At 60.2% G+C, this 25,368-nt stretch carries 22 protein-coding genes; 8 read left to right on the top strand and 14 right to left on the bottom strand.

Annotated elements, in window-relative coordinates; all coding sequences use genetic code 11:
- Positions 1 to 137: 137 nt before the first annotated feature.
- Complete coding sequence (locus SM765_RS03210) at positions 138 to 1,898, bottom strand: SulP family inorganic anion transporter (RefSeq protein ID WP_274834135.1); 1,761 nt, start codon at positions 1,896 to 1,898, stop codon at positions 138 to 140.
- A 765-nt stretch (positions 1,899 to 2,663) separates the two neighbouring features.
- Entirely contained in the window at positions 2,664 to 3,884 is a 1,221-nt protein-coding gene (locus SM765_RS03205; protein ID WP_274837065.1) for an acyl-CoA dehydrogenase, read from the bottom strand.
- Between the two features lie 105 nt (positions 3,885 to 3,989).
- On the opposite strand from SM765_RS03205, the gene SM765_RS03200 reads away from it, so the two are divergent.
- Positions 3,990 to 4,901 carry a LysR family transcriptional regulator gene (locus tag SM765_RS03200; RefSeq protein WP_274837064.1) on the top strand — a complete coding sequence of 304 codons (912 nt, stop codon included), beginning with the start codon at positions 3,990 to 3,992 and terminating at the stop codon, positions 4,899 to 4,901.
- A 131-nt stretch (positions 4,902 to 5,032) separates the two neighbouring features.
- On the opposite strand, the gene phoB is transcribed toward SM765_RS03200, so the two are convergent.
- The 11 genes from phoB to SM765_RS03145 all read right to left on the bottom strand — a co-directional run bounded on the left by phoB (position 5,033) and on the right by SM765_RS03145 (position 15,892).
- Positions 5,033 to 5,722: a phosphate regulon transcriptional regulator PhoB gene (gene phoB, locus SM765_RS03195; RefSeq protein ID WP_065270283.1), complete on the bottom strand. Its 690-nt coding sequence runs from the start codon at positions 5,720 to 5,722 to the stop codon at positions 5,033 to 5,035.
- A 3-nt stretch (positions 5,723 to 5,725) separates the two neighbouring features.
- Complete coding sequence (gene phoU / locus SM765_RS03190; RefSeq protein ID WP_065270282.1) at positions 5,726 to 6,436, bottom strand: phosphate signaling complex protein PhoU; 711 nt, start codon at positions 6,434 to 6,436, stop codon at positions 5,726 to 5,728.
- A 23-nt stretch (positions 6,437 to 6,459) separates the two neighbouring features.
- A complete protein-coding gene (gene pstB / locus SM765_RS03185; RefSeq protein WP_065270281.1) occupies positions 6,460 to 7,254 on the bottom strand; it encodes a phosphate ABC transporter ATP-binding protein PstB in 795 nt (264 codons plus the stop codon).
- An 11-nt stretch (positions 7,255 to 7,265) separates the two neighbouring features.
- Positions 7,266 to 8,630, bottom strand: coding sequence for a phosphate ABC transporter permease PstA (pstA, locus tag SM765_RS03180; RefSeq protein ID WP_274837063.1), 1,365 nt, complete (start codon positions 8,628 to 8,630; stop codon positions 7,266 to 7,268).
- Complete coding sequence (pstC, locus tag SM765_RS03175; protein WP_274834130.1) at positions 8,630 to 10,108, bottom strand: phosphate ABC transporter permease subunit PstC; 1,479 nt, start codon at positions 10,106 to 10,108, stop codon at positions 8,630 to 8,632. Before pstC ends, pstA begins: the two co-directional genes overlap by 1 nt.
- Before the next feature lie 103 nt (positions 10,109 to 10,211).
- On the bottom strand, positions 10,212 to 11,267 hold the full coding sequence (locus SM765_RS03170; protein WP_274832245.1) for a substrate-binding domain-containing protein: 1,056 nt from the start codon (positions 11,265 to 11,267) through the stop codon (positions 10,212 to 10,214).
- 246 nt (positions 11,268 to 11,513) lie between these two features.
- Positions 11,514 to 12,554 carry an ATP-binding protein gene (locus SM765_RS03165; RefSeq protein ID WP_274832244.1) on the bottom strand — a complete coding sequence of 347 codons (1,041 nt, stop codon included), beginning with the start codon at positions 12,552 to 12,554 and terminating at the stop codon, positions 11,514 to 11,516.
- A 62-nt stretch (positions 12,555 to 12,616) separates the two neighbouring features.
- Positions 12,617 to 13,801 carry a trans-sulfuration enzyme family protein gene (locus tag SM765_RS03160; protein WP_065270277.1) on the bottom strand — a complete coding sequence of 395 codons (1,185 nt, stop codon included), beginning with the start codon at positions 13,799 to 13,801 and terminating at the stop codon, positions 12,617 to 12,619.
- Positions 13,802 to 14,326 carry a gamma carbonic anhydrase family protein gene (locus SM765_RS03155; RefSeq protein ID WP_274828112.1) on the bottom strand — a complete coding sequence of 175 codons (525 nt, stop codon included), beginning with the start codon at positions 14,324 to 14,326 and terminating at the stop codon, positions 13,802 to 13,804.
- Positions 14,323 to 14,964 carry a guanylate kinase gene (gmk, locus tag SM765_RS03150; protein WP_274828111.1) on the bottom strand — a complete coding sequence of 214 codons (642 nt, stop codon included), beginning with the start codon at positions 14,962 to 14,964 and terminating at the stop codon, positions 14,323 to 14,325. The genes SM765_RS03155 and gmk overlap by 4 nt, the downstream gene beginning before the upstream one ends.
- 31 nt (positions 14,965 to 14,995) lie before the next feature.
- Positions 14,996 to 15,892 (bottom strand): YicC/YloC family endoribonuclease, encoded by an 897-nt coding sequence (locus tag SM765_RS03145; RefSeq protein WP_065270274.1) that lies wholly within the window; start codon positions 15,890 to 15,892, stop codon positions 14,996 to 14,998.
- Positions 15,893 to 16,158: 266 nt separating this feature from the next.
- On the opposite strand from SM765_RS03145, the gene SM765_RS03140 reads away from it, so the two are divergent.
- Complete coding sequence (locus SM765_RS03140) at positions 16,159 to 16,986, top strand: PAS domain-containing protein (protein WP_274828109.1); 828 nt, start codon at positions 16,159 to 16,161, stop codon at positions 16,984 to 16,986.
- Between the two features lie 222 nt (positions 16,987 to 17,208).
- On the opposite strand, the gene SM765_RS03135 is transcribed toward SM765_RS03140, so the two are convergent.
- Entirely contained in the window at positions 17,209 to 18,591 is a 1,383-nt protein-coding gene (locus SM765_RS03135) for a class II 3-deoxy-7-phosphoheptulonate synthase (protein WP_065270272.1), read from the bottom strand.
- A 184-nt stretch (positions 18,592 to 18,775) separates the two neighbouring features.
- Between SM765_RS03135 and SM765_RS03130 the strand changes: the two genes are divergently transcribed.
- The 6 genes from SM765_RS03130 (at position 18,776) to SM765_RS03105 (ending at position 25,322) form a co-directional block, all read left to right on the top strand.
- The gene (locus SM765_RS03130) at positions 18,776 to 19,783 is read left to right on the top strand and encodes a GlxA family transcriptional regulator (RefSeq protein WP_065270271.1); all 1,008 of its coding nucleotides are present in this window, start codon (positions 18,776 to 18,778) and stop codon (positions 19,781 to 19,783) included.
- A gap of 290 nt (positions 19,784 to 20,073) precedes the next feature.
- Positions 20,074 to 21,267 (top strand): ABC transporter substrate-binding protein, encoded by a 1,194-nt coding sequence (locus tag SM765_RS03125; protein WP_065270270.1) that lies wholly within the window; start codon positions 20,074 to 20,076, stop codon positions 21,265 to 21,267.
- A 100-nt stretch (positions 21,268 to 21,367) separates the two neighbouring features.
- On the top strand, positions 21,368 to 22,156 hold the full coding sequence (locus SM765_RS03120; RefSeq protein ID WP_065270269.1) for an ABC transporter ATP-binding protein: 789 nt from the start codon (positions 21,368 to 21,370) through the stop codon (positions 22,154 to 22,156).
- Complete coding sequence (locus SM765_RS03115) at positions 22,153 to 22,986, top strand: ABC transporter ATP-binding protein (RefSeq protein ID WP_274834128.1); 834 nt, start codon at positions 22,153 to 22,155, stop codon at positions 22,984 to 22,986. Before SM765_RS03120 ends, SM765_RS03115 begins: the two co-directional genes overlap by 4 nt.
- Before the next feature lie 3 nt (positions 22,987 to 22,989).
- Complete coding sequence (locus tag SM765_RS03110; RefSeq protein ID WP_065270268.1) at positions 22,990 to 24,000, top strand: branched-chain amino acid ABC transporter permease; 1,011 nt, start codon at positions 22,990 to 22,992, stop codon at positions 23,998 to 24,000.
- Complete coding sequence (locus SM765_RS03105) at positions 23,997 to 25,322, top strand: branched-chain amino acid ABC transporter permease (protein WP_274837061.1); 1,326 nt, start codon at positions 23,997 to 23,999, stop codon at positions 25,320 to 25,322. Before SM765_RS03110 ends, SM765_RS03105 begins: the two co-directional genes overlap by 4 nt.
- Positions 25,323 to 25,368 lie beyond the last annotated feature (46 nt).

The following is a 25,368-nucleotide window of genomic DNA, read 5'->3' as shown; positions in this document are numbered from 1 at the left end:
ACCCCACTCGAGGCGTTCAGAGAAGAGATGATGAAACTGAGATAGCGGATACTGTCGCAACGACCCTTGAGCCATCACAACAGGGCGCCACTATGATGCGCCCTGTCGACAATCAATCAGGTTGCTGCATTGCACGCCTATGCGCTGATCTTGTCACGCGGCTGTGCTGCGCTCAGCGTTTCAAAGGCTTCATTCTGGGACAGGAAGATCTGGCCGCTCAGCGCATCCAGGAAATGGCTGCGTTTCAGACGATCCATGACTGGCCCTTTAACCTCGGACATATGCAGCTGGATCCCCATGTCAGACAGCCGCTGGTTCATCTCCTCAAGCGATTCAAGCGCACTCAGATCGATTTCGTTCACCGCAGAGCACATCAGCACGACGTGTTTGATCTCATCACGGCCTTCGTGCACGCGCGCCAGGATCAGGTCCTCCATTCGCCGCGCGTTGGCGAAGTACAGGCTTTCGTCGATCCGGAGCGTGACCAGCGAGGGATCAGTCACCACGTTATGGCGGTGAATGTTGCGGAAATGCTCGGTTCCCGGCACCTGCCCCACCTCGGCCACGTGCGGGCGCGAGGTCTTCCAGACGAACAGCAAAAGCGAGACCAGCACACCAGCAGCGACACCGGTTTCCACACCAACCAACAGCGTCAGCAGGATCGTGGTCAGAACGGCGGCGAAATCGGCTTTGGAATAGGTCCAGGCTGTTTTGAGGATCTTCAAATCAACCAGTGAAAGGACCGCAATGATGATGGTCGCTGCAAGCGTTGCCTTGGGAAGGAAATACAGCAGCGGAGTCAGGAACATGGCGGCAAAGGTCAGCCCAACGGCGGTAAAAGCGCCCGCAGCCGGGGTGCGCGCACCGGCGTCAAAGTTAACGACCGATCGTGCAAAACCGCCTGTCACCGAATAGCCACCAGACAAGGCAGAGGCCAGGTTCGCAGCGCCAAGGGCCTTAAGCTCTTGGTTTGGATCAATTTTCTGACGGCGCTTGGCAGCCAAGGTCTGCGCGACCGAGACACTTTCAACATAACCGATAATGGTGATCAGCGCGGCCGGACCAATCAGAGCCGGAACCAACGCCCAGTCGATCATCGGCAGACCAATCGGCGGCAGACCGGTCGGCACCTCGCCAACCACGGAAACCCCCATCTCAGGCAGGTTCAGCGCCCAGGACAATATGATCGTTCCGATGACGGCAAAGACCGGGCCAACCCGGGCTGCGGTTCCGGCGGCGCCTTTTGACAGGCCAGCCTTTTGGTGCAGCACGTTCGCCATATGCCGACGCACCCAGATCAAAAAGCCGAGGGCCAGCGCGCCGACCCCGAGGGTCCAGAAGTTGACCTGACCAAGCCCCTGCCCCAGCGACAACAGAATCTCCGGCAGATTGTGACCATGCGCCGGAATGCCCAACAGATGCTTCATCTGGCTAACTGCGATCAGCAACCCCGAGGCCGTAATGAACCCAGCGATCACGGGATGCGACAGCAGATTGGCCACCACCCCCAGACGCAAGGCCCCCATCGCTGCCAGCATCAACCCGGACAGCAGTGCCAGCACGGCGGCGGCGGCAGTGAACTCTGCAACAGTGTCCAGACCCAGCGGCGCCAGCGCAGATGCGCTCATCAACGACACCACGGCGACCGGCCCCACGGCCAGGGCACGCGAGGTGCCGAAGATTGCATAGGCCACCAAAGGCAGGATCGACGCGTAAAGCCCGACCTCGGCAGGTAGCCCGGCGAGCAAGGCATAGGCCAGTGACTGCGGGATAAGCATGATCGTGACGATCACTGCCGCTGTCATATCCCCGGTGAAATCAGGGCGGTCATACCGTCGTCCCCAGTCCAAAATTGGAAACAGGGATTTCAAGTCGATGCGGGACAGTGGCGAAGACATTGCGGAGGCTTTCCTGAGAATGGATCGCGCCGCGCACCCGATCAGGTGTCAACGCGCTCAATACATATTCGTAAAAGCATATATATATTCGATGAGAGGGAGGAAAGCCCTTTCGTTAAAATTGTTACCGCACGCCCCTGTACGCCCTCGTAAAACACTGTTAAAAAAGAATTAAGTACGAAGGATACTGCAAAGCAGCCCTTCAATTTCCGCCGGTGTTATTGCAAAAACACCGGGGCAATTTTGCATGTTGCGACTTGCAGAAACGCAGGTCCGGCGCTTAGCCGCACAAGAAGGGGAATGCGCCCCTCCCTACCCTTTGCGATTTTCTATGGATTCACATCGAACCTTCGGACTTCAGGGCCATTTGCGTATTTACGCCTTTGCTTGACAACTTGGCCTCAACGCCATGCTCAGGTGCTGATGGCGTCCCCTGGCAGTTAACCTCGGTAAATGGTGGATGGCGGCGGCTGACCGCGCAGGAGGTTGCCAAGAATAAGCACGGGCAATTTGAAGCATCCCTTGCTTCTGCTGCAGCGTTAACCTCTGCCTTTACCGTTTTGGATCCATTTCGAAGGGAGACGAGCGAAAATCCTGTGCCTTTGTCTTTGCGGTGATGTGAGGACGAGGGCTATCTGCATTATTGCAGGCCTGAAATGCAAAACCGCAAGGCCGGTGGGCACTTGCGGTTTCGAGACTGATGTCAGTCAATCGGGGCCAGACCGCGGAAATTAACGATCTGGCCCCGGATTTTGGCGCTATTCGTTAAAAGAACGCCTGCAGACCGGTCTGAGCGCGGCCCAGGATCAGCGCGTGAACGTCGTGCGTGCCCTCATAGGTGTTGACCGTTTCCAGGTTCACCATGTGGCGAATGACCTGGAATTCCAGGCTGATGCCATTGCCGCCGTGCATGTCGCGCGCCATACGAGCGATATCCAGCGCCTTGCCACAGTTGTTCCGCTTGACGATCGAGATCATTTCGGGCGCGGCATTGGCGGCGTCCATCAAGCGACCAACACGCAGCGAGGCCTGCAGGCCAAGGGTGATTTCGGTCTGCATATTGGCCAGTTTCAGCTGGAACAGCTGGGTGTTGGCCAGCGGACGTCCGAACTGGGTGCGGTCCAGACCATACTGACGTGCGGCGTGCCAGCAGGCTTCGGCGGCGCCCATCGCGCCCCAGCTGATGCCGTAACGCGCGCGGTTCAGACAGCCAAACGGACCTTTGAGGCCTTGCACGTGCGGCAGCAGCGCGTCTTCACCGACTTCGACGCCATCCATGACGATTTCACCGGTGACGGAGGCACGCAGCGACGCCTTGTTCTGGATTTTCGGCGCGGAGAGACCCTTCATGCCTTTTTCCAGCACGAAGCCACGGATCTTGCCGCCGTGCTCTTCGGATTTAGCCCAGACGACAAAGACATCGGCGATCGGCGCGTTCGAAATCCACATCTTGGAGCCGGTCAGCTTGTAACCGGTTGCGGTCTTCTCGGCGCGGGTTTTCATACCCGCGGGGTCAGAACCTGCGTCGGGCTCGGTCAGACCAAAGCAGCCGATCCATTCACCAGATGCCAGTTTCGGCAGGTACTTCTTGCGCTGCTCTTCGCTGCCATAGGCGTAGATCGGGTACATCACCAGCGAGCTTTGCACCGACATCATCGAGCGATAACCGCTGTCGACGCGCTCAACTTCGCGCGCAACCAGGCCGTAAGACACATAGCCTGCCCCCAACCCGCCGTATTCCTCGGGGATGGTGGTGCCCAGCAGGCCCATCTCGCCCATCTCGCGGAAGATGGCGGGGTCGGTGTTTTCGTTTTCATATGCTTCGGTGACGCGCGGCTGCAGCTTTTCCTGCGCATAGGCGCGGGCCGAGGCAGCGATCATGCGCTCGTCTTCGTTCAGCTGGTCGTCCAGACGCAGCGGATCTTCCCAGTTGAAGCCGCTCAGATCGGGCGCATCCTTGGCCCGCAGTTTAGGTGCATCGGTCATGTCTTGCCCCTTTGTCGTTGATGTTGAAACCTGCGGCGACCCTAACGGTGGGTTAAGGAAAAAAACAGCGAGACTTTTGCAAGCATATATGAGTAAACAGCATACATGAGTGCACCACGTCGTTTTCTCCCGTCGATTTCTGCCCTGCGCGCGCTGGAGGCACTGGATCGTCTGGGCAGTGCATCGGCGGCGGCGGCCGAATTATCGCTGACGCAAGGCGCGGTGAGCCGCCAATTGCAGGCGCTCGAACGGCAACTGGGGCTGGATCTGGTACACCGGGACAAGAAAAAACTGACCCTATCGCCCGAGGCGCAGGAATACGCATCGGAAATCCGTGCTGCGCTGAACCAGATCGCCCAATCGACGCTGCGGCTTCAGACCGCGCCACTGGCCGGAACGCTGAATCTGGCGATCTTGCCCGCCTTTGGCATGCGCTGGCTGATGCCGCGCCTACCGGAATTTGCCCGGCTGCATCCGGATGTCACCATCAATATGACGACGCGGTTGGAGCCTTTCAGCTTTGCCAGCGAACCCTTTGATGCGGCGATCCATTTTGGCCGCGCAGAATGGCCGGGCACCGACGCCCTGTTGTTGAAACATGAACAGCTTTTACCGGTCTGCGCGCCGGATCTGGTGGCAGGCACGGCATTGCGCGGACCCAAGGACATTCTGAACCTGCCGCTCCTGCATATTCAGACCCGACCAGAGGCCTGGGCCGATTGGTTCGCCGCGCAAGGCGTGGAGCCGCCCGAGACCGTCAGTGGCACAATGTATGATCAATTTGCAACCATTACCCAGGCGGCCTTGCACGGGTTGGGGGTGGCCCTGATGCCGGATTACCTGGTGGAGCAGGACCTTGCGACAGGGCGGTTGGTGGCCTTGCACCCTGCCCCGACAGAGACGCGCGGCGCCTATTATCTGGTCTGGCCGACCAGCAAATCCAACGCGCCTGCGCTGCGCAAATTCCGCGACTGGCTGGCCTCCAAGGCGCAGCCCGAAGATCCGTTGCCGCGCTGAACCACGCCCAGCCAACAGACAAAACAAAGGGGGTGCCGTCCGTACACCCCCTGTACACCTGATGTACCCCCTGCGTGCACCGCTGTGGCCCCATCAATGGGGCAAAGCGGAACACGCAATCCTGGAAAAACTTAGCCGAGCGCGTAGCCCGCGCCGCGCACCGTGCGCACAGGATCGTCGCCGCCATGCTGGGTCAGTGCCTTGCGCAGCCGCCCGATGTGGACATCCACGGTGCGGGTGTCGACGTAGATGTCGCGGCCCCAGACCCGGTCCAGCAGCTGTTCCCGGCTCCAGACCCGGCCCGGCTTTTCCATGAAGGTCGACAGCAGGCGGAACTCGGTCGGCCCCAGTTTCAGGGGCTGGTCCGAGCGGCTGACCTTGTGGGTCTCCGCATCCAGAATGATGTCGTCAAACTCCAGCCGCACGCCAACGGTGGACGGACGCACCCGTCGCAACTGGGTCCGCACCCGCGCCATCAGCTCGATCACCGAATAGGGTTTTACCACGTAGTCGTCAGCGCCGGTTTCCAGACCGCGAACCTTGTCCACTTCTTCGGAACGAGCCGAGAGCATGATGATCGGAATGCCGCGGGTTTCGGGCCGTGTCTTTAGGCGGCGGCAGACTTCGATCCCGCTGAGGTTCGGCATCATCCAGTCTAGAACGATGATGTCCGGCGTGTCCTCCTCGACCAAAAGCAGCGCCTCTTCGCCGTTTTCGGCGCGGATCACACGGAACCCGTCTGCTTCGAGGTTGTAGGCCAGCACTTCACGCTGCGCCAATTCGTCCTCGACGACCAGAACAGTGGGCTGATCGGCAGCCATGTCTTAGACCTCCTGCGGAGTGGTTGAGGTGGTATCGGCCTTGGGCCGGTCGTCTTCGGGACGGCTGCCGGTAACCAGGTAGATCAGCTCTTCGCAGATCGAGGTTACGTGATCGCCCATGCGTTCGATGTTCTTGGCGATGAAATGCAGATGCATGCAGGGCGTGATGTTGCGCGGATCTTCCATCATATGGGTCAGGAATTCGCGGAACAGCGCGTTGTACATCTGGTCGACGTCGCGGTCGCGGGTGATCACATCGCCCGCCAGTTCGACATCACGCTGGATATAGGCGTCCAGCGCATCCTTCAGCATCAGCTCGACCTCACGCGCCATCCGGCGCAGGGCGGCAGCGCTGTCCAGCGCATCATGACCCTGGATCAGGACCCCGGTGCGTTTGGCGATATTCTTGGCGTAATCACCGATGCGTTCCAGATTGCCGGCGATCTTCATCACCGACAGCACCACGCGCAGATCCACCGCGGCCGGGGCGCGGATGGCGATCACCCGGGCGGCTTCCTCGTTGATCAGCTCTTCAAGCCCGTCGATGGCCTTGTCGTCGGCGCGTACCTTCTGGGCCAGTTCCTCGTCCCGGGTTTCCAGCGCGCGCGCGGATTCCATGATGGCGGCTTCGACCAGCCCGCCCATTTTCATGATCCGGGCCTGGATCGCCTCCAGATCCCGGTCAAATGCGGATGCGATATGTTGCTCTTCCATGTCTCAGTCCTTGCAATGAGGGATCAGCCGATACGGCCGGTAATGTAGCTTTCGGTCCGCGGATCTTCGGGGTTGGTGAAGATCTGACCGGTGTTGCCGAACTCAACCAGGTTACCGAGGTGGAAGAAGGCGGTTTTCTGGCTGACGCGGGCCGCTTGCTGCATCGAGTGGGTGACGATCACCACCGAATAGCTCGCGCGCAGCTCGTCGATCAGCTCTTCGACCTGGGCGGTCGCGATCGGGTCCAGCGCCGAACACGGCTCGTCCATCAGCAGGACTTCGGGTTCGGTCGCCACGGCGCGGGCGATGCACAAGCGCTGCTGCTGACCACCGGACAGGCCGGTGCCTGGCGCGTGCAGGCGGTCCTTCACCTCGTCCCATATGGCGCCGCGGCGCAGAGATTTTTCGACGATCTCATCCAGTTCGGCCTTGCTCCGGGCCAGCCCGTGAATGCGCGGGCCATAGGCCACGTTGTCATAGATCGATTTCGGGAAGGGGTTCGGTTTCTGGAACACCATGCCAACCTTGGCGCGCAGCTGTACCGGATCGACCCGCTTGTCATAGATGTCTTCGCCGTCCAGCAGGATCTTGCCAGTGACGCGGCAGATGTCGATGGTGTCGTTCATCCGGTTCAGGCAACGCAGGAAGGTCGACTTGCCACAGCCCGAAGGACCGATAAAGGCGGTCACGGTATTGTCTTCGATCTCGACATTGACGTCTTTGATCGCGTGGGTGTCGCCGTAATAGACGTTGACGTCGCTGGCCGAGATTTTGATCGTGTTGGTCACAGTCTTATCCAGTCTACTCATGTCGTTCATATCGGTGCCCCCTACCAGCGGCGTTCAAAGCGGCGGCGCAGGATCACGGCCACCGTATTCATGGTTACGAGGAAAACCAAAAGGATAATGATGCCGCCCCAGGCCCGCTCGTAAAAGGCCGGGTCGGCGCGTTTGGCCCATTCATAGATCTGCGCGGGCATGGCCGAGTTAGGCGCCAGCAGACCATCGGCCAGGGTTTCCGGCGCGTTGGAGGCGATGAAGCCCACCATGCCGATCAGCAAGAGCGGCGCGGTTTCACCCAGTGCCTGCGCCAGGCCGATGATGGTGCCGGTCAGGATGCCGGGCGCGGCCAGCGGCAGCACGTGGTGGAACACCGCTTGCATTTTCGAGGCTCCGACACCCAGCGCCGCATCGCGGATCGACGGGGGCACCGCCTTCAGCGCGGCGCGGGTCGAGATGATGATCGTGGGCAGGGTCATCAGCGTCAGCACCAGACCACCCACCAGCGGCGCCGACATCGGCAGGTGCATGTAGTTGATGAACACCGCGAGGCCGAGGATACCAAAGACGATGGACGGTACAGCGGCGAGGTTCGAGATATTCACCTCGATCACATCGGTGAGCCAGTTCTTGGGCGCAAATTCCTCAAGGTAGATCGAGGCGGCAACCCCAATGGGCAGCGCCAGCGCCAGCACCACCAGCATCATGAACAACGAACCCATCATCGACACACCAATGCCGGCGGCCTCTGGGCGTTGGTCCGAGGCATCCGCCCCAATGATAAAGTCGATGTTGAAGGTCTTCTTGATCACGCCTTCAGCGACCAGCGCATCCACCAGATCCAGCTGCGCGGCCGAGATGTTCTTGTCGTTCTCAATACTGTCGCGGTTGACGCGCCCTTTCAGGTAGCCATCAACGCGGCTTTGCGCGAGGAAGCGGAACTCGACCGTCTGTCCGATCTGATCGGGGTTTTCGATTACAAAGGCCCGCAGCTGGGCGACGGCGTTCTTGGACAGAAGGCCGGCCATGTCCTTGGACTTGAGCCCGGTTTCGATGCCGCGCGCGTCGATCATGTCCTGCATCGCGCCCTTGACCAGTGGGGCATAGCCGAAGGTGGTGACCTTCTTGATGTCCTCAATGTCGCGGTTGCCTTTCTTGTCGAGTTTGCTTTCCAACAGTTCCACGTTCAGCGTGACAAAGGTCTGCTGAAAGGCACCCGCGCCGCGGCACACGATGGTGGTGACCAGGACGGCCAGCATCATCAGGCCCACAAGGATGGCCGCAATGCCATAGGCCTTGAACCGGGTCTCAGCGGCGTTGCGTTTGCGGGTGCGGGGGCTTTGCGACAGGAGCGATCCGCCCTTGGTCGTCTGTGGCCCGCCAGAGCCGCCGGAGGTGTGACTGATATCGGTCATTAGTCGTACTGCTCCCGGTATTTGCGCACGATATAAAGGGCCAGAACATTGAGCCCCAGCGTCAGAACAAAGAGGGTCAGGCCCAGAGCGAAGGCGACCAGCGTTTCCGGGCTAGCGAAATCGGTGTCGCCGGTCAGCTGGCTGACGATGCGGGTGGTGATGGTGGTCATCGATTCCAGCGGGTTGAGCGAGAATTTCGCAATTGCCCCTGCCCCCATGACCACGATCATGGTTTCGCCGATGGCGCGCGAAGCCGCCAGCAGCACGGCACCGACGATGCCCGGCAACGCGGCCGGCAGAACCACCTGGCGCACGGTTTCGGATTTGGTGGCGCCAAGGCCAAGTGAGCCATCGCGCATCGACTGCGGCACCGCGTTGATGATGTCATCGGACAGTGACGAGACAAAGGGGATCAGCATGATGCCCATGACCAACCCAGCCGTCAGAACCGAGGTGGCGCCGCTCATCCATTCGACGCCAAGAACGCCGTTTTCGCCCTGACCGAAGAAGCGCACCAGCAAGGGGCCGACAGTCAACAGGGCAAAGAGACCATAAACGATGGTCGGGATACCTGCGAGGATCTCCAAGAGTGGCTTGGCAAAGGCGCGCACCGCCGGGCCGGCGTATTCGGAGAGGTAGATCGCTGCGAACAACCCCACCGGCACTGCCACCAGCAGCGCGATGAAGGAAATATAGAGCGTGCCCCAGAGCAGCGGCAGGATCGACAATTCGCTGTCACCGCGAAAATTCGGCGCCCAGGTGGTGCCAAAGAAGAAGTCGGTCCAGGAATGCAGCCCAAAGAAATTCTTGGTTTCAAACAGCATCGACAGAACGATGCCGATCGTGGTCAGGATCGCCAGAGAGGCTGCCAGGATCAGCAGCGCCATGACAACCCGCTCCACCACGTTGCGGGCACGGAAATCCTTGTCCGACTTGCGATATGCCAGCCCAAAGCCGCCAAGCGCCAGCAGGAGGACCGCGACGGTCATTGCCGTGCGGCCTGTGTGCGACAGCCCCCGGTAGGCGCGCGCGGCGTCCAGAACCTCGGGGCGTACATCGGCGCCAAGCGCGACGCCAACCTCCCCCAGAATGCCCCGCAGGTCGCCAGTCTCGCTGTCAAATTCGCGCACTTCGCGGGTGCTCAGCGCGCCCTGCTCAACCGCCAGATCCAGCCCTTCGGCCACCCGGCGCACGTCGCTCATCACGAGGCTGAGCGAAGCATTTTCCGGCACCAGATCCGCGGGGATCATGGAGGACACCCGGTTTTCGATCAGCATCGGCTGCGCCAATAGCCAGATCACCAGAGCCGCCAAAGACGGGATCAGTGCGCTCAACCCCACATGAGAGCCGTAGTAGCTCGGCAGGGAATGCAGCAGGCGCGGGTCACCACCGGCCGAAGCAAGCGCGCGGCGACGGCCCAGAACATATCCGGCGGCCGCGATGACACAGAGTAGAACAACAAGCCAGAACGTCGGCATCAAAGGCTCCGTTTGGTGGCGGATTAAAATTCAGAGTGTCCGATTGGACAGAGAAATGGCCGGGGGAACGTCCCCCGGCCAAATCAGATCAGCGGGGGAATGATTAGGAGTTTCCACCCATTACGTCTTCGTTTGCAACCGCTTCCTGGGTTTTCGCCAGTTCCGGGTCTGCAACCAGACCGTATTCGGCCAGCGGGCCGTCGGGGCCTGCAACTTCGTCTGCGATGAAGAATTCAGCATATTCTTTCAGGCCGGGGATCACGCCGATGTGGGCTTTCTTTACGTAGAAGAACAGCGGGCGCGAGACCGGGTATTCGCCGGTTGCGATGCTTTCGGTGGAGGGAACGATACCGGACATGGTTGCGACCTGCAGTTTGTCGGTGTTGTTCTCGTAGAAGGCCAGACCAAAGACGCCGATGCCGTCTTTGTTGCTCTCGATGCGGGCCAGGGTCTCGGTGTAGTCACCGTCGATGTCCACGGAGACGCCATCGGTGCGCAGGGAGATACAGGCTTTCTCGGCTGCTTTCTTCTTGGCTTTATCGCTGTCACCTTCGGCGCCGGCCAGGATGTGCTCGAATGCGCCGGTGGCTTCGCAGCCTGCCAGGATCACCTTGTCTTCGAAGACTTCACGAGTGCCGTGCTTGGTGCCGGGGATGAAGGCCTGGATCGGCTGCGCCGGGAAGGCCGGGTTCACGTCGGCCCAGGTTTTGTTCGGGTTGGCAACCATTTTACCGTCGACCATGATTTCGTCGGACAGAGCCAGGTACCAGTCGGTCGGGGTGAATTCGAAACCGTTGCCGTTGATGTCAGAGGCAAAGACGATGCCGTCATAACCGATACGCACTTCGATGATGTCGGTGACACCAGCTTCGGCACAGGCCTTGATTTCTTTGTCTTTGATTTTGCGCGATGCGTTCGCAACGTCGATGGTGTTTTCACCAACACCTTCGCAGAAACGCTTGAGACCGGCCGAAGAACCGCCGGATTCAACAACCGGTGTTGGGAAGTCGAAGTTTTCGCCAAAGGCTTCGGCAACGATCGAAGCATAGGGCAGCACGGTCGAGGAGCCGGCGACCTGCACCTGATCACGTGCGGCGGCAGCGGTGGCCGAAACGGCAGCGATTGCCAGGGCGGATGCGGAAAGTTTCACAAAGGACATTTCAGTCTCCATGAGGTGTTAGAAGGTTCACGATCACCCCCACGATGATCTTGGCCTCCTGCTAAAGGGCGGTCATGTGGCTTTTGTGACAGGTATGTAACAGGCATATGACAATCGCCGGATTGTGACGGAAATTGTGACAAAAACCTTATCCTAATGGTTCACGGCGCCCACACGCCCTTGTGCAATCCGCAAGGGAGCGTTCTTATCTTTCGTTTTTCGGAAGCGGATAGTGGCGCAGGAAGGTTACTGCGGCAGGATCACTGTAAAGGATGCCCCTGCCCCAAGATCGCTTTCGACCCTCAGTCGGCCCCGGTGCCGGTTGATGATGTGTTTGACGATTGCCAGACCCAGACCGGTACCGCCCAGCTCCCGCGAGCGATGGCTGTCGGCGCGGTAGAAACGCTCGGTCAGGCGTGGCAGATGCACCGGATCGATACCCGGACCATTGTCGATCACCTGGATGCGGGCCGCCGGGGCACGCAGGGCCGGATCCCGCTCCATCGGGGTCAGCACCACGCGCACCTCATCGCCACCGTATTTGATGGCGTTTTCGATCAGGTTGGTGAAGACCTGTTGCAGCTGGTCGGAATCGCCGGTGACATGCACCGGCTCGTCGGGCGCCTCAAGCGACAGGGCGACATTGCCGGCCTCCGCCAGCGGCTGCATGGATTTCAGGGTGGATGTCAGATGCGCCGTAAGGTCCAGTTTTTCTTTTGGCCGCACCCGCTCCGCGCTCTCGACGCGGTTAAGGGACAGAAGATCGCCGACCAGACGGTTCATCCGGCTGGCTTCCCCTTCCATGATCGCGAGGAAGCGATCACGGGCCGCCGGATCGTCGCGGGCGGCGCCGCGCAGGGTTTCGATAAACCCCATCAGCGCGGTCAACGGCGTGCGTAATTCATGGCTGACGTTGGCGACGAAATCGCGGCGCATCTGGCCAGCCTGTTCGCGCTCGGTCACGTCGGTGAAACACAACAGTACGGCGCCGCCATTGACGGCGCCGATGCCGGGGACGTAGCGCAGGCTCACCTCGAATGTGGTGTCCTGCGCGCCGTCATTGGACAGATGTCGGGCGGTGCGCGCAGATTTGTCCTGCAGACAGGCTTCGATTGCAGCGGTGACGCCGGGCTGGCGCAGGATGGTGGCGAAGTGCCGCCCCTTCAGCTGCTGCCCCAAAAGGGTGGTGCCGGCCGCATTGGCCCCGATGAAGCGTTCGGTCTGATCCACCAGCACCGCAGGCAGCGGGATGGCTTCGAGAAACCCTTCGATCAGCTCTTGCGTCATGGCACTTTGGCCCCTTTTGGATGGCGGTTCGGCCCGTGTACCTTTCCAATGTAACGGTTTTATTATGACGCTGCGGCCGCCGCGACCGCCTCGGAGAACACCGCCAGTAGCGCCGCCGGGTCCTCCAGACCAACCGACACCCGGAAGAACCCTTCGCTGAGGCCGAGGCCCGCGCGTTCTTCTGGCGTCAGCGCCCGGTGCGACGAGGAGGCCGGATGCGACAGGGTGGTGCCCACATCACCCAGCGTCGGGGCAAAGTTCAGCCCGTCCGCCGCGCGGGTAAATGCGTTGGCCGCGGCCCGGCCGCCTTCGAGTTCAAAGCTGACCATATTGCAGCCCTGCCCCTTGAGCAGATCCATGGCGCGGTCATGATCCGGGTGATCTTTGCGCGTCGGGTAGATCACGCGCTTGACACCCGGCATCCCGGCCAGATGATCGGCCAGCGCCGCCGCCGTGGCCTGGCTGCGCTCGAACCGCAGCTCAAAGGACAGCATGCCGCGCTCGGCCAGCCAGCAATCAAACGGGCTGGGTGTCATGCCGGTGGTGACGGAAAACACGCTGAGCCGTTCATTCAGCGCCGGATCGCGTGCCACCACATAGCCCAGCATCACATCGGAGTGGCCGGCTAGCAGTTTGGTGATCGAATGGATGACGATATCGGCGCCGTGGTCGAACGGCTGAAACCCGCGCGGAGTGGTAAAGGTATTGTCCACCACCAGCAGAATACCGGTTTCCTTGCACAGGGCGGACAGCCCGTCGATATCCGCCACCGCCAGCGTCGGGTTCGACACGGTTTCGACCAGGATCATCTTGGTCTCCGGACGGATCGCAGCACGCACGGCCGCAATATCCGCCGGATCGGCAAGGCTGGTTTCGATCCCCAGACGCGGCAGGTCTTCCTTCATCAGGCGCAGCGAGCGGCCATAAAGCTGGTTGCCGCCGATCACGTGATCGCCGGTTTTTGTCAGCCCCAGCAGAACCGCAGAAACCGCTGCCATGCCCGAACCGGTGACAACCCCGCCCGACATGCCTTCCATCGCATCCAGACGTTTGGCCACCACATCCGCGTTCGGATGTCCCTCGCGGGAGTAGGTATAGCCGTGCACGCGGCCTTCATACTGGTCATCCAGCGCATCAGGGGTTTCGCTGGCGTAAACCACCGAGGGGCTGAGCGGCGTCACGACCGGGTGGCTTGCACTATGGGGAAGCGGATCGGGCCGCATCAGCGAGCCTTTGGAATTTCTCATTTAGTCGACCTTTTGCAGTTCTTCACGAAAGCGGCGCATGTTGTCCTGGTAATGGAGCGCGCTCCACTTCAGCTTTTCGATTGTTGCCTCATCTACCTGACGCACAACCTTGCCCGGAGCGCCCATGACCAGGGAGCCATCGGGAATTTCCTTGTTCTCGGTGATCAGCGCACCTGCCCCGATCAGGCAGTTCTTGCCGATCTTGGCGCCGTTCAACACGGTCGCGCCCATCCCGATCAGGGAGTTTTCGCCGATGGTGCAGCCATGCAGCATTACCTTGTGACCGATGGTGCAATTCTTGCCGATGCTCAATGGGAACCCAGCGTCAATATGCATGACGACGTTCTCCTGCACATTCGATCCTTCGCCGATGCGGATCTCTTCGTGGTCGGCGCGGATGGTGCAGCCGAACCAGACCGAAGATCCGGCCTCCATCACCACCTTGCCGACCAGGTTGGCATCGGGGGCAACCCAGGTATCTTCGTGGATCTCGGGCTTGTCTGTTCCAAGGGCGTAAAGGGTCATGACATTTCCTCAAACTCTGCTTGCAGACCGCGCACGTGATCCACCAGATGCGGTTGCTGGATCCGGCGCAGGCGGGTCGCGGTGATGATGGTGCGCAGGGCTTCCTCGGTGGTGTCCAGATCGTCGTTGATCAGCACATGGTCATAGCTGCCCCAGTGGCTGATTTCGTCCCAGCTTTTCTCCATCCGCCGCTTGATGGTGTCGGCATCGTCCTGACCGCGGCTTTCCAGTCGGCGGCGCAGCTCGTGGATCGAGGGCGGCAAGAGGAAGATCGACAGCGTGTGCTGGCCAAGGTCCGAATTGCGGATCTGCTGCGCCCCCTGCCAGTCGATGTCAAACAGCACATCCTGACCCGCGTTGATCGCCGCCCGCACCGGTCCCTTGGGAGAGCCGTAGAAGTTGCCGAAGACATGCGCGTGTTCCAGCATCTCGCCTTCGGTGACGGCGGCTTTGAATTCATCCACCGTGCTGAAGTGGTAATCCTGACCGTCGACCTCACCCTCGCGCGGGGCACGGGTGGTGGCAGAGACCGAGAACCGGATGCTGTCGTCCCAGCTCCGCAGCCGTTTCGCCAAAGTGGATTTGCCTGCGCCGGATGGCGACGACAGGATGATCAATAGGCCTCGCCGATCAGCCATCAGCTGCTCTCCTCAAATTCTATAGTCTGGGTCATTCGATGTTCTGCACTTGCTCGCGCATCTGATCTATTATCGCCTTCAGCTCAAGCCCGACAGCGGTCAGATCGCTGCTTTGCGCCTTGGAGCACAGGGTATTGGCCTCGCGGTTGAACTCCTGCATCAGGAAATCCAGCTTGCGCCCTATCGGGCCACCGGCCTCTAACAGCTCACGCGCCGCACGCACATGGGCGGCAAGACGGTCGATTTCCTCGGTCACGTCTGCCTTGACCGCAATCAGCGCCAGTTCCTGCGCCAGACGGTCGGGGTCCATGCCATCGGAATTCGCCAGAACCCGTTCAAGATTGGTCTTAAGAGTTTCCGCGATTCTGGGCTTGCGCTCTTCTGCCAGAGCCGCCGCCGAAGCGCTGAGGGCCTCCACTTGGTCCAGTTGACGCTTCAATACATTAAGCAATTGGGCGCCTTCGGTCCGCCGCATTTCGGTGAGGCCCGCCAAAAGGGTTAAGAATTCGTCCTTCAGCGCTGCCACCAGCGGCGCCGGGTCGTCCTCTGTCACCGCGTGTTCCATCACCCCGCGCAGGGCTAGAATGTCCGATGCCGACGATGGTTTCAGGTCCACTCCCGCCGCCTGTGCAGCTGCTTCGGTCTGCGCCAGTGCCTCCAACACCGACGTGAGTGCCGCCGGGTTCAGTTGCAGTGGCCCGCCCCCCTCTTCCCGGCGCGTCAAACGCAGGGTCAGCGAGATATTCCCGCGCGATAGAGATTTGGAAAGTGTTGATCTGACAAAGGGTTCCAGACCCTCCAGCCAATCGGGAATGCGCAGGCGCAGGTCCAGACCCTTGGCGTTGACCGACCGGATTTCCCAGCCCCAGCTATGCGCATCAAGGCCCCCTTGCGCGGATGCGAATCCTGTCATGCTGTTCACAGTCATACACTCAGCCCTTCGTCGTTTTCTGCGCGCGACATTGCCACAAAGGCGCCGATAAGCACAACGGATGCGGGCCTTATTCTTTGGTATAGAAGGCCTATCCGGATCCCGTTAACCATTGCTTGAAGAAATAGTCATAATTTGAATCATATTGTGCCATATTAATGAAGCAGTAAGGATTTGGGCGGATATTGTTAAGCAGTCTTAAGAAAGCTTAACCTGCCGCCGCAGACAGTCGGGATTCTCCCGGCAAGCAAAAGGACACGGACATGTTTTTCGGCGGTCGCAAAAGCTCTGGACAGAACAAGGGTCACGACAAGGTGGTTCCGATGGACAACTTCCGCAGCCACACCCCCGTGTCGGCGATGCGCCAGGCAGAAGCCTACTGGACAGCCCTGCGTCGGGGGGATGACATTCCCAGCCGCTCGCAAATCGATCCGCGTGGTCTGGAAAACATCCTGTCCCAGACCTTCATTCTCGAACGCGTGGCCCCTGGCATCGCCCGGTTCCGCCTTGCGGGCCAGAAGGTCAACGAGATGGCAGGCATGGAAGTACGTGGAATGCCGATCACGGCGTTCTTCACCCCCGATGCCCGCAAACAGCTGAGCGCTGCATTGGAGCATATGTTCGAAGCCCCAGCTATCGTTGAGCTGGAGCTGCAAACCGAACCCTCGCGTCTGCGGGGCCGCCGCGAGGCACGGATGTTGCTGCTGCCGCTGCGCAGCGATCTTGGCGATGTCAGCCGGGCGCTGGGCGTCTTCGTCTCGGAAGGCAACCCGACGGGAACATCACAGCGCTTCACGGTGTCCTCGATCGAGATGCGGACCATCTCTCAGGGCAGCACCGATGGCGAATTCAAGGCCAAGCCGCGCGAAGAGAAGCAAGATATCAATACGCCGAACCCCGGCTTTGCAGAAACACAGGAGCGGTTCACGACCGAAAAGTCCATTCTGGACGAGGCGCGCGCCCTTGCCGACCGCGGCACCCTGAAGGCCACGCCGGATGCAGAAAAACCGGGTGAAACCGCAGACAGCGGTGCCAGCCAAAAGGCGCCCAAACGCGGATCACATCTGCGTCTCGTGGTCAGCCGCGACTAAGCACAGACATAGCCGGAGCACTCCGGCCGAGATTCCGGTCCAAGGTCATAGCACCGGAAAATACGCCCCGCGGAAGAACTCCCGGGGCGTTCCCTTTTCTGCCAGACTTCACCGTTTTCAAGTCTGCCATGCAGCTCAAAGCAAAAAGCCGCCCCGATTGGAGCGGCTTTTCTTTTGTTATCAGCCCCCTAGGCGCAGTCCCTAAGGTAAGCACCCCTAGCTTCAGCCAGCCTCGGCTGTCGCAGCGGCGCCACCGCGTTGACCGCGCAGGGTGGACAGCTCTTCAGCCACCAGGAACGCCAGTTCCAGCGATTGGCTAGCGTTAAGGCGCGGATCACAGGCCGTATGGTAGCGGTCGCTGAGGTTCTCATCGGTGACAGCCCGTACGCCGCCGGTGCATTCGGTGACATCCTGACCGGTCATCTCGAAATGCACGCCGCCGGGAATGGTGCCCTCGCTGGTGTGAACTGCGAAGAAATCGCGCACCTCGCGCAGAACGCTGTCAAAGGGCCGGGTCTTGTAACCGCTGGTGGACTTGATGGTATTGCCATGCATCGGGTCGCAGACCCATGTGACATTGGCGCCCTCTTCCTTCACCGCTTTGATAAGGCGCGGCAGATGATCCGCAGCCTTCCCGGCGCCGAAGCGGGCGATCAGCGTCAGACGGCCCTCTTCGTTCTCGGGATTCAGCTTGGCCATCAACTCCTTGAGGTCGTCGGCGGTGGTGGTCGGGCCGCACTTCAATCCGATCGGGTTCAGAACACCGCGGCAGAACTCCACATGCGCGCCGTCGGGCTGGCGGGTGCGGTCACCGATCCAGATCATGTGGCCGGAACCGGCCAGCCATTTGCCGGAGGTCGAATCAAGACGGGTCAGCGCCTCTTCATATTCCAGCAGCAGACCTTCGTGGCTGGTGTAGAACTCAACCGTCTGCAGCGTATGCGCGGTGTCGTTGTTGACCCCGGCTGCTTTCATGAAGTCCAGCGTGTCGGTGATCCGGTTCGCCATCTCGCGATAGGTCTCTGCCTTCTCGCTTTCGGTAAAACCGAGCGTCCAGGCGTGGACCTGATTCACATCCGCGTAGCCGCCGGTCGAAAACGCCCGCAGCAGGTTCAGAGTCGCGGCCGCCTGAGTATAGGCCTGCAGCATCCGGTTCGGATCTGGCACCCGCGAGGACTCGTTGAAGGCCAGATCGTTGATGATATCACCGCGGTAGCTGGGCAGCTCAACACCATCCACCACTTCGGTCGGGGCACTGCGCGGTTTGGCGAATTGCCCGGCCATCCGGCCCACCTTCACCACCGGCACTTTGGCGCCGTAGGTCAGAACCATCGCCATTTGCAGCATCACCTTGAAGGTGTCGCGGATTGCATCGGCGCTGAACTGTTCAAAGCTTTCGGCGCAATCGCCACCCTGAAGCAGGAAGGCCTCGCCGCGACCGGCGGCTGCCAGGTGCTGTTTCAGACGCCGTGCTTCGCCCGCAAAAACCAGCGGCGGATACTTGGAAAGCTGCGCCTCGACGGCCGCAAGGGCCGCCGCGTCGGTATAGTCGGGCATCTGAACCCGCGGTTTCTGGCGCCAGGTCGATTTTTGCCACTCACTCATAGCTTTTCTCCGCTCAAGAGGTCTTTGGGTATTTTCGGGCCCCACGTATACAAAACCCCGTGGCCACTGGCCAGTTCAGAATTTGAACATCTTGACCCGGCGGCATTCCTGTGAGCACGGTCAAAGACAGCCAGAACGAGCCCGACTCTCTGCGCATTATCCACAACAGTCAGGGGCCCGCACCATGCAGAACCAACGCAAACGAGTTGAACTTTCCGAATCCGTCGGTCCGACCAAACGGTTCGTTTTTGTATTGCTCGAACGGTTCTCCATGCTTTCCTTTGCCTCAGCCGTTGAATGTTTGCGCATTGCCAATCGGATGAGTGGGCGCGAGCTTTATTCATGGTCGCTGCTCGCAGAAGGCGGAGAGACGGTTACCTGCTCAGCCGGAACCACCTTTCAGCTTGATGGTGACCTCAGCGAACTGCAGCGCGATGACACCATCCTTTTGTGCGCTGGGATCGATGTTCAGGGCGCCACAAGCAAGAAGCTGCTGTCCTGGCTGCGGCGCGAGGCCCGCAAGGGATTGAAGGTGGGAGGGCTGTGTACAGCATCCTACGCACTGGCCAAGGCCGGGCTTCTGGACGGAAAACGCGCAACCATTCACTGGGAAAATGCGGATAGTTTTTCCGAGGAGTTTGAAGAGGTTGAGCTGACAAAGTCGGTGTTCGTCATCGATGGGAACCGGCTGTCTACGGCTGGCGGGACCTCTTCGATTGATTTGATGCTGAAACTCATTGCCAATGACCACGGTGAAGAACTGGCCAATGCGGTGGCCGATCAGCTGATCTATTCGTCGATCCGGACCGATCAGGACACCCAGCGCCTTTCGATCCCGACCCGGATCGGCGTGCGCCATCCGAAACTGTCGATGGTCATCCAGATGATGGAAAGCAATATCGAAGAGCCGATCAGCCCATCGATCCTGGCGCAGGATGTCGGCATGTCGACGCGCCAGCTGGAGCGCCTGTTTCGCCGCTATCTGAACCGCAGCCCCAAGCGGTATTATATGGAGCTCCGTCTGCAGAAGGCGCGTAATCTGCTGATGCAGACCGACATGAGTGTCATCAACGTGGCGCTGGCTTGTGGCTTTGCCTCACCTTCGCATTTTTCGAAATGCTACCGAGCGCATTATGACACCACACCTTATCGTGAACGCGGCAGTAAATCGACACAGGCCGCCCCGCGCTGAGTGCGTCGTTGCACGTGGCCCTGATCGGCCGATCCCGGATCACTCTCACGGAGAGCATTTGGCGGCCAATTTTGGCGACGCAGTCGCGTGATTGTGTTCTTTTCCTTTACGGAGGAACGCTGTAAAGGCACGTCCCAGTCGGGTTTATAGATAAAAACCGTGCCTGATGATGGAGGAATCGGCCCCAAAGCAAGCCGAGTGCGAAGCGAGGTCCAAATGGACTTTCTTTTTTCAAACGCCTTGCCTAGGGTCCAATGTGAACAGATTTGTTCCAACAAGGGAGTTTTCAAATGAAAAAACTACTGCTGGCCACAACGGCCGTTGCACTGACCGCGGGCACCGCATTTGCTGGTGGCCACGCCAAGGAAGTGAAACTGGGCGTTCTGCTTGGCTTTACCGGCCCGATTGAATCGCTGACCGCAGCCATGGGTGCCGGCGCCGAAATGGCAATGGCAGAAGCCACCGCATCCGGCAAACTGCTGGACGGCGCTTCGGTGACCTCTGTACGCGCAGATACCGGCTGCATCGACAACGGTCTGGCTGTTGCCAACGGTGAAAAACTGGTCGCTGAAGGCGTCAACGGCATCATCGGCGGTGACTGCTCGGGCGTGACCGGCGCGATCCTGCAGAACGTTGCGATTCCGAACGGCATGGTGATGATCTCCCCTTCGGCGACCTCGCCCGGGCTGACCACCATGGAAGACAACGACCTGTTCTTCCGCACCTCGCCCTCCGACGCCCGTGAAGGCGAAGTGATGGCCGAGATCCTGCAGGAGCGTGACATCAGCTCGATCGCCCTGACCTACACCAACAACGACTACGGCAAGGGTCTGGCGGACGCGATCAAGACCTCGTTTGAAAAGGTCGGCGGTGAAGTCACCATCGTGGCAGCGCACGAAGACGGAAAAGGCGACTATTCCGCCGAGGTTGCCTCGCTGGCTTCTGCCGGCGGCGACATCCTGGTGGTTGCCGGGTATCTGGACCAAGGCGGCCTGGGCATCATCCAGTCGGCGCTGGACAGCGGCGCCTATGACACCTTCGGTCTGCCCGGTGGCATGATCGGTGACAGCCTGCCCAAGAACGTGGGTTCCGACCTTGATGGCTCCTTTGGCCAGATCGCCGGTTCCGACTCCAAAGGCGCGGAAGTCTTTGCCGAAATGGCCAAGGCGGAAGGCTTTGACGGCACATCGGCCTATGCACCGGAATCCTATGACGCAGCGGCGCTGTTCCTGCTGGCCATGCAGGCTGCAGGCTCCACCGATCCGGCGGAATACGGTCCCAAGATCATGGAAGTTGCGAACGCTCCCGGTGAGCCGATCAACCCCGGTGAACTGGGCAAGGCGCTGGAAATCCTGGCCGCTGGCGGCGACGTCGACTTCCAGGGTGCGACCGGCGTTGAGCTGATCGGCCCCGGTGAGAGCGCAGGCTCCTACCGTGAGATCGAAGTCAAGGACGGTGCAAACACCACCGTGAAATTCCGTTAATCCTGAACAGGATAACGCAAACGAGAGATCAGCCCGGCATCGTCCGGGCTGTTCCAAATTTAAAGACTGCAAAAAACAAGCAGTTAGGGGATGAAATGACATGATCGTCGTCGAGGACTTGCACAAGCACTTCGGCGGGTTCCACGCGGTTGATGGCGCTTCGCTTGAAATCGCAAAGGGCTCCATAACCGGTTTGATCGGGCCAAATGGCGCGGGAAAAACCACTCTTTTCAACGTGATTGCGGGTGTTCTTGAACCCACCTCCGGGCGGGTCACCATGGATGGTGAGGACATCACCGGCCTGCCCCCGCATGAGCTGTTCCATAAGGGATTGCTGCGCACTTTCCAGATCGCGCATGAGTTTTCCTCGATGACCTGCCGCGAGAACCTGATGATGGTCCCGGGCAGCCAGTCGGGTGAGAGCCTGTGGAACACCTGGTTTGGCCGCAAGCGCATCGCCAATGAGGAACGCGCCCTGCGTGCAAAGGCGGACGAGGTGCTGGAGTTCCTGACGATCAGCCATATCGCCGATCTGAAGGCGGGCGAGGTCTCCGGCGGGCAGAAGAAGCTGCTGGAACTGGGCCGCACCATGATGGTGGACGCCAAGATCGTCTTCCTCGACGAGGTCGGTGCCGGCGTGAACCGGACCCTGCTTTACACCATCGCCGATGCGATCAAGCGCCTGAATGAGGAACGCGGCTACACCTTCGTCGTGATCGAACACGATATGGAGTTCATTGGCCGCCTTTGCGACCCGGTGATCTGCATGGCCGAGGGTAAGAAGCTCGCCGAAGGCACCCTGGACGAGATCAAGGCCAACGAACAGGTGATCGAAGCTTACCTGGGCACCGGTCTGAAAAACAAAGACAAAATAGGGGCAGACGCATGAGCGGCAACCCGTATCAGGACGATCGTGGCAACAAGGATTCCACGATCACCAACACCCATGGCGCGGGCACGATGCAGCCTGCCCACCGCAAGAGCGGCCCCACCACCAAGGTTGAGGGCGACAGCCCCTTCCTGATCGGCGATAGCATGACCGGCGGATACGGCAAGGGACCGGACATCCTGCATGACTGCACCATCGCCGTGAACCCGGGCGAGATCGCCGTGATCGTTGGCCCCAATGGCGCCGGCAAATCCACCGCGATGAAGGCCGTGTTCGGCATGCTGAACGTGCGTTCTGGCGCGGTGCGTCTGGATGGTGAGGATATCACCCAGCTCTCGCCGCAGGACCGCGTGGTCAAGGGGATGGGCTTTGTGCCCCAGACCAGCAATATCTTCACTTCGATGACGGTTGAGGAAAACCTGGAGATGGGCGCCTTCATCCGCACCGATGATTTCTCGGACACGATGGAGCAGGTCTATCACCTCTTCCCGATCCTGAAGGAAAAGCGCAACCAGCCTGCGGGCGAACTGTCGGGCGGTCAGCGTCAGCAGGTGGCCGTGGGCCGCGCGCTGATGACTCAGCCCAAGGTTCTGATGCTGGACGAGCCCACTGCTGGCGTGTCGCCCATCGTTATGGACGAGCTGTTCGACCGCATCATCGAGGTTGCCCGCACCGGGTTGCCGATCCTGATGGTGGAACAGAACGCCAAACAAGCCCTTGAGATCGCGGACAAAGGTTATGTCCTCGTCCAAGGCCGCAACGCCTATACGGGCACCGGTCAGGAACTACTGGCCGACCCCGAAGTGCGCAAATCTTTCCTGGGGGGCTGAGGCATGGAACTTCTCAACGCCCTTGTGGCATTCACAAACTTCGTTGGCGTACCCGCCATCGCCTATGGCAGCCAGCTCGCCATCGGCGCGCTGGGGGTGACGCTGGTTTACTCCGTCCTGCGGTTCTCGAACTTTGCCCATGGTGATACTATGGCATTCGGCACCATGGTGACGATCCTGTTCACCTGGTGGTTCCAGTCGATGGGCATCAGTTTTGGCCCGCTGCCCACCGCCCTGTTGGCGCTGCCCTTTGGTATCGTGCTGACCATGGGCCTGATGCTGGTCACTGACCGTACCGTCTATCGCTTCTACCGCGAGCAGAAGGCGAAACCGGTTGTCTTCGTCATGGTCTCGCTTGGTGTCATGTTCATGATGAACGGCATCGTCCGCTTCATCATCGGCCCCGGCGACCAGCGGTTCGCCGATGGGGAGCGTTTCATCATCAAGGCACGTGCCTTTAAGAAGATGACCGGTCTAGACGAGGGACTCGCCATCAAGACCAGCCAAGGCATCACCGTGATCACCGCCGTGATCGTCGTGGCGCTGCTGTTCTGGTTCCTCAACAAGACACGAACCGGCAAAAGCATGCGCGCCTATTCCGATAACGAGGATCTGGCGCTGCTGTCGGGCATCAACCCGGAGCGGGTGGTGATGTACACTTGGCTCATCGTGGCCACGCTCGCGACCATTGCCGGGGTTCTTTATGGCCTTGATAAGTCATTCAAACCCTTCACCTATTTCCAGCTACTGCTGCCGATCTTTGCCTCTGCCATCGTCGGTGGTCTGGGCAGCCCGATCGGGGCCATCGCAGGCGGCTTCATCATCGCCTTTTCCGAGGTGACGATCACCTATGCCTGGAAAAAGGTCGCAACCTACGTGCTGCCGGAAAGCATGGCGCCTGACGGGCTGATGCAGCTTCTCAGCACGGATTACAAATTCGCGGTTTCCTTCGCGATCCTGATCATCGTCCTGTTGTTCAAACCCACGGGCATCTTCAAAGGAAAATCGGTATGAGCGATACAGTGAAACACACGCTGCTGTTCGTCTTTGTCGGCGTTCTGATCCTGCTGGAAGGCTCTACCACCTTCCTCAACGTCTTCTCCGGCTCGTGGAACTCTGCCCTTGTGATCCTCAACATGGGGCTGATCTCGGCCATCATGGCGCTGGGCGTGAACCTGCAATGGGGTTTTGCCGGTCTCTTCAACGTCGGCATCATGGGCTTTACCGCGCTTGGTGGTCTGGCTGTGGTGCTGGTCTCTACCGCGCCCACACCGGGTGCCTTCACCGCTGGTGGCATGGGTATCCTGATGGCGCTGGTGATGGGCGCGCTGACAGTCGTCGGCGCGGTTGCCGTCTACCGGTTCATGGCGCCGGGCATCGCCCGCACCCTGACCCTGCTGGCAGTGCTGACCGTCGGATTCTTCGTCTACCGCGCGCTGTTTGACCCCTCGGTCGAGGCGGTCGAGGCGATCAACCCCGCGCTGGAAGGCAATATCGGTGGTCTTGGCCTGCCGGTGCTGCTGGCCTGGCCTGCCGGTGGCCTGCTGGCCGCCGGGGCGGCCTGGCTGATTGGTAAGACGGCCCTGGGTCTGCGCTCTGACTATCTGGCGATTGCCACGCTTGGCATTGCGGAAATCATCATCGCGGTCCTGAAGAACGAAGACTGGCTGTCGCGCGGCGTCAAGAACGTCGTCGGCCTGCCCCGTCCGGTGCCTTATGAAGTGGATCTGCAGAACGATCCCGCCTTTGTAGAACGGGCGGCAAGCTGGGGAATGGATGCCGTCGAAGGGTCCACGATCTTCGTGAAGCTGGGGTATTCCGTACTCTTTGCCGTGGTGCTGCTGGTGCTATTGTGGATGGCGCAGATGGCGCTCAAAAGCCCGTGGGGCCGAATGATGCGGGCGATCCGTGACAATGAGGTCGCAGCCGAAGCGATGGGCAAGGACGTCACCCGCCGACACTTGCAGATCTTTGTACTTGGCTCGGCCATCTGCGGCATCGCCGGCGCGATGATGACGACGCTCGACAGTCAGCTTACGCCAGGCACCTATAACCCGCTGCGCTTTACCTTCCTGATCTGGGTAATGGTGATCGTTGGCGGCTCCGGCAACAACTTTGGCGCCGTGCTGGGTGGTATGCTGATCTGGTTCTTCTGGATCAAGGTTGAGCCGATGGGTATCGAGCTGATCAAGCTGGTCACCGCCGGTATGGCGGATGGTAGCTGGCTGAAGGACCACCTGATGGAAAGCGCATCGCACATGCGGCTCTTCACCATGGGGCTGATCCTGCTACTGGTGCTGAGGTTCAGTCCACGCGGATTGATACCTGAGAAATAAGCCTGAAAACAAAAAGCGCCGCCCCGAAGATCCGGGGCGGCGCTTT

It is taken from the genome of Pseudophaeobacter sp. 1A09344 (genome assembly GCF_041008745.1).
Lineage (GTDB): Bacteria > Pseudomonadota > Alphaproteobacteria > Rhodobacterales > Rhodobacteraceae > Phycobacter > Phycobacter gallaeciensis_A.
This window is presented reverse-complemented; position numbering and strand designations above follow the sequence as displayed.

What these genes read in the sequence shown, in the direction of transcription:
- SM765_RS03140 (WP_274828109.1), top strand. Translation starts at nt 16,159, where the DNA reads ATGTTTTTCGGCGGTCGCAAAAGCTCTGGACAGAACAAGGGTCACGAC.
- pstC (WP_274834130.1), bottom strand. Translation starts at nt 10,108, where the DNA reads ATGCCGACGTTCTGGCTTGTTGTTCTACTCTGTGTCATCGCGGCCGCC.
- SM765_RS03200 (WP_274837064.1), top strand. Translation starts at nt 3,990, where the DNA reads ATGAGTGCACCACGTCGTTTTCTCCCGTCGATTTCTGCCCTGCGCGCG.
- SM765_RS03170 (WP_274832245.1), bottom strand. Translation starts at nt 11,267, where the DNA reads ATGTCCTTTGTGAAACTTTCCGCATCCGCCCTGGCAATCGCTGCCGTT.
- SM765_RS03120 (WP_065270269.1), top strand. Translation starts at nt 21,368, where the DNA reads ATGATCGTCGTCGAGGACTTGCACAAGCACTTCGGCGGGTTCCACGCG.
- SM765_RS03155 (WP_274828112.1), bottom strand. Translation starts at nt 14,326, where the DNA reads ATGACCCTTTACGCCCTTGGAACAGACAAGCCCGAGATCCACGAAGAT.
- pstA (WP_274837063.1), bottom strand. Translation starts at nt 8,630, where the DNA reads ATGACCGATATCAGTCACACCTCCGGCGGCTCTGGCGGGCCACAGACG.
- SM765_RS03205 (WP_274837065.1), bottom strand. Translation starts at nt 3,884, where the DNA reads ATGACCGATGCACCTAAACTGCGGGCCAAGGATGCGCCCGATCTGAGC.
- SM765_RS03135 (WP_065270272.1), bottom strand. Translation starts at nt 18,591, where the DNA reads ATGAGTGAGTGGCAAAAATCGACCTGGCGCCAGAAACCGCGGGTTCAG.
- SM765_RS03160 (WP_065270277.1), bottom strand. Translation starts at nt 13,801, where the DNA reads ATGAGAAATTCCAAAGGCTCGCTGATGCGGCCCGATCCGCTTCCCCAT.
- SM765_RS03125 (WP_065270270.1), top strand. Translation starts at nt 20,074, where the DNA reads ATGAAAAAACTACTGCTGGCCACAACGGCCGTTGCACTGACCGCGGGC.
- pstB (WP_065270281.1), bottom strand. Translation starts at nt 7,254, where the DNA reads ATGAACGACATGAGTAGACTGGATAAGACTGTGACCAACACGATCAAA.
- SM765_RS03105 (WP_274837061.1), top strand. Translation starts at nt 23,997, where the DNA reads ATGAGCGATACAGTGAAACACACGCTGCTGTTCGTCTTTGTCGGCGTT.
- SM765_RS03165 (WP_274832244.1), bottom strand. Translation starts at nt 12,554, where the DNA reads ATGACGCAAGAGCTGATCGAAGGGTTTCTCGAAGCCATCCCGCTGCCT.
- SM765_RS03130 (WP_065270271.1), top strand. Translation starts at nt 18,776, where the DNA reads ATGCAGAACCAACGCAAACGAGTTGAACTTTCCGAATCCGTCGGTCCG.
- SM765_RS03115 (WP_274834128.1), top strand. Translation starts at nt 22,153, where the DNA reads ATGAGCGGCAACCCGTATCAGGACGATCGTGGCAACAAGGATTCCACG.
- SM765_RS03210 (WP_274834135.1), bottom strand. Translation starts at nt 1,898, where the DNA reads ATGTCTTCGCCACTGTCCCGCATCGACTTGAAATCCCTGTTTCCAATT.
- phoB (WP_065270283.1), bottom strand. Translation starts at nt 5,722, where the DNA reads ATGGCTGCCGATCAGCCCACTGTTCTGGTCGTCGAGGACGAATTGGCG.
- gmk (WP_274828111.1), bottom strand. Translation starts at nt 14,964, where the DNA reads ATGGCTGATCGGCGAGGCCTATTGATCATCCTGTCGTCGCCATCCGGC.
- SM765_RS03110 (WP_065270268.1), top strand. Translation starts at nt 22,990, where the DNA reads ATGGAACTTCTCAACGCCCTTGTGGCATTCACAAACTTCGTTGGCGTA.
- phoU (WP_065270282.1), bottom strand. Translation starts at nt 6,436, where the DNA reads ATGGAAGAGCAACATATCGCATCCGCATTTGACCGGGATCTGGAGGCG.
- SM765_RS03145 (WP_065270274.1), bottom strand. Translation starts at nt 15,892, where the DNA reads ATGACTGTGAACAGCATGACAGGATTCGCATCCGCGCAAGGGGGCCTT.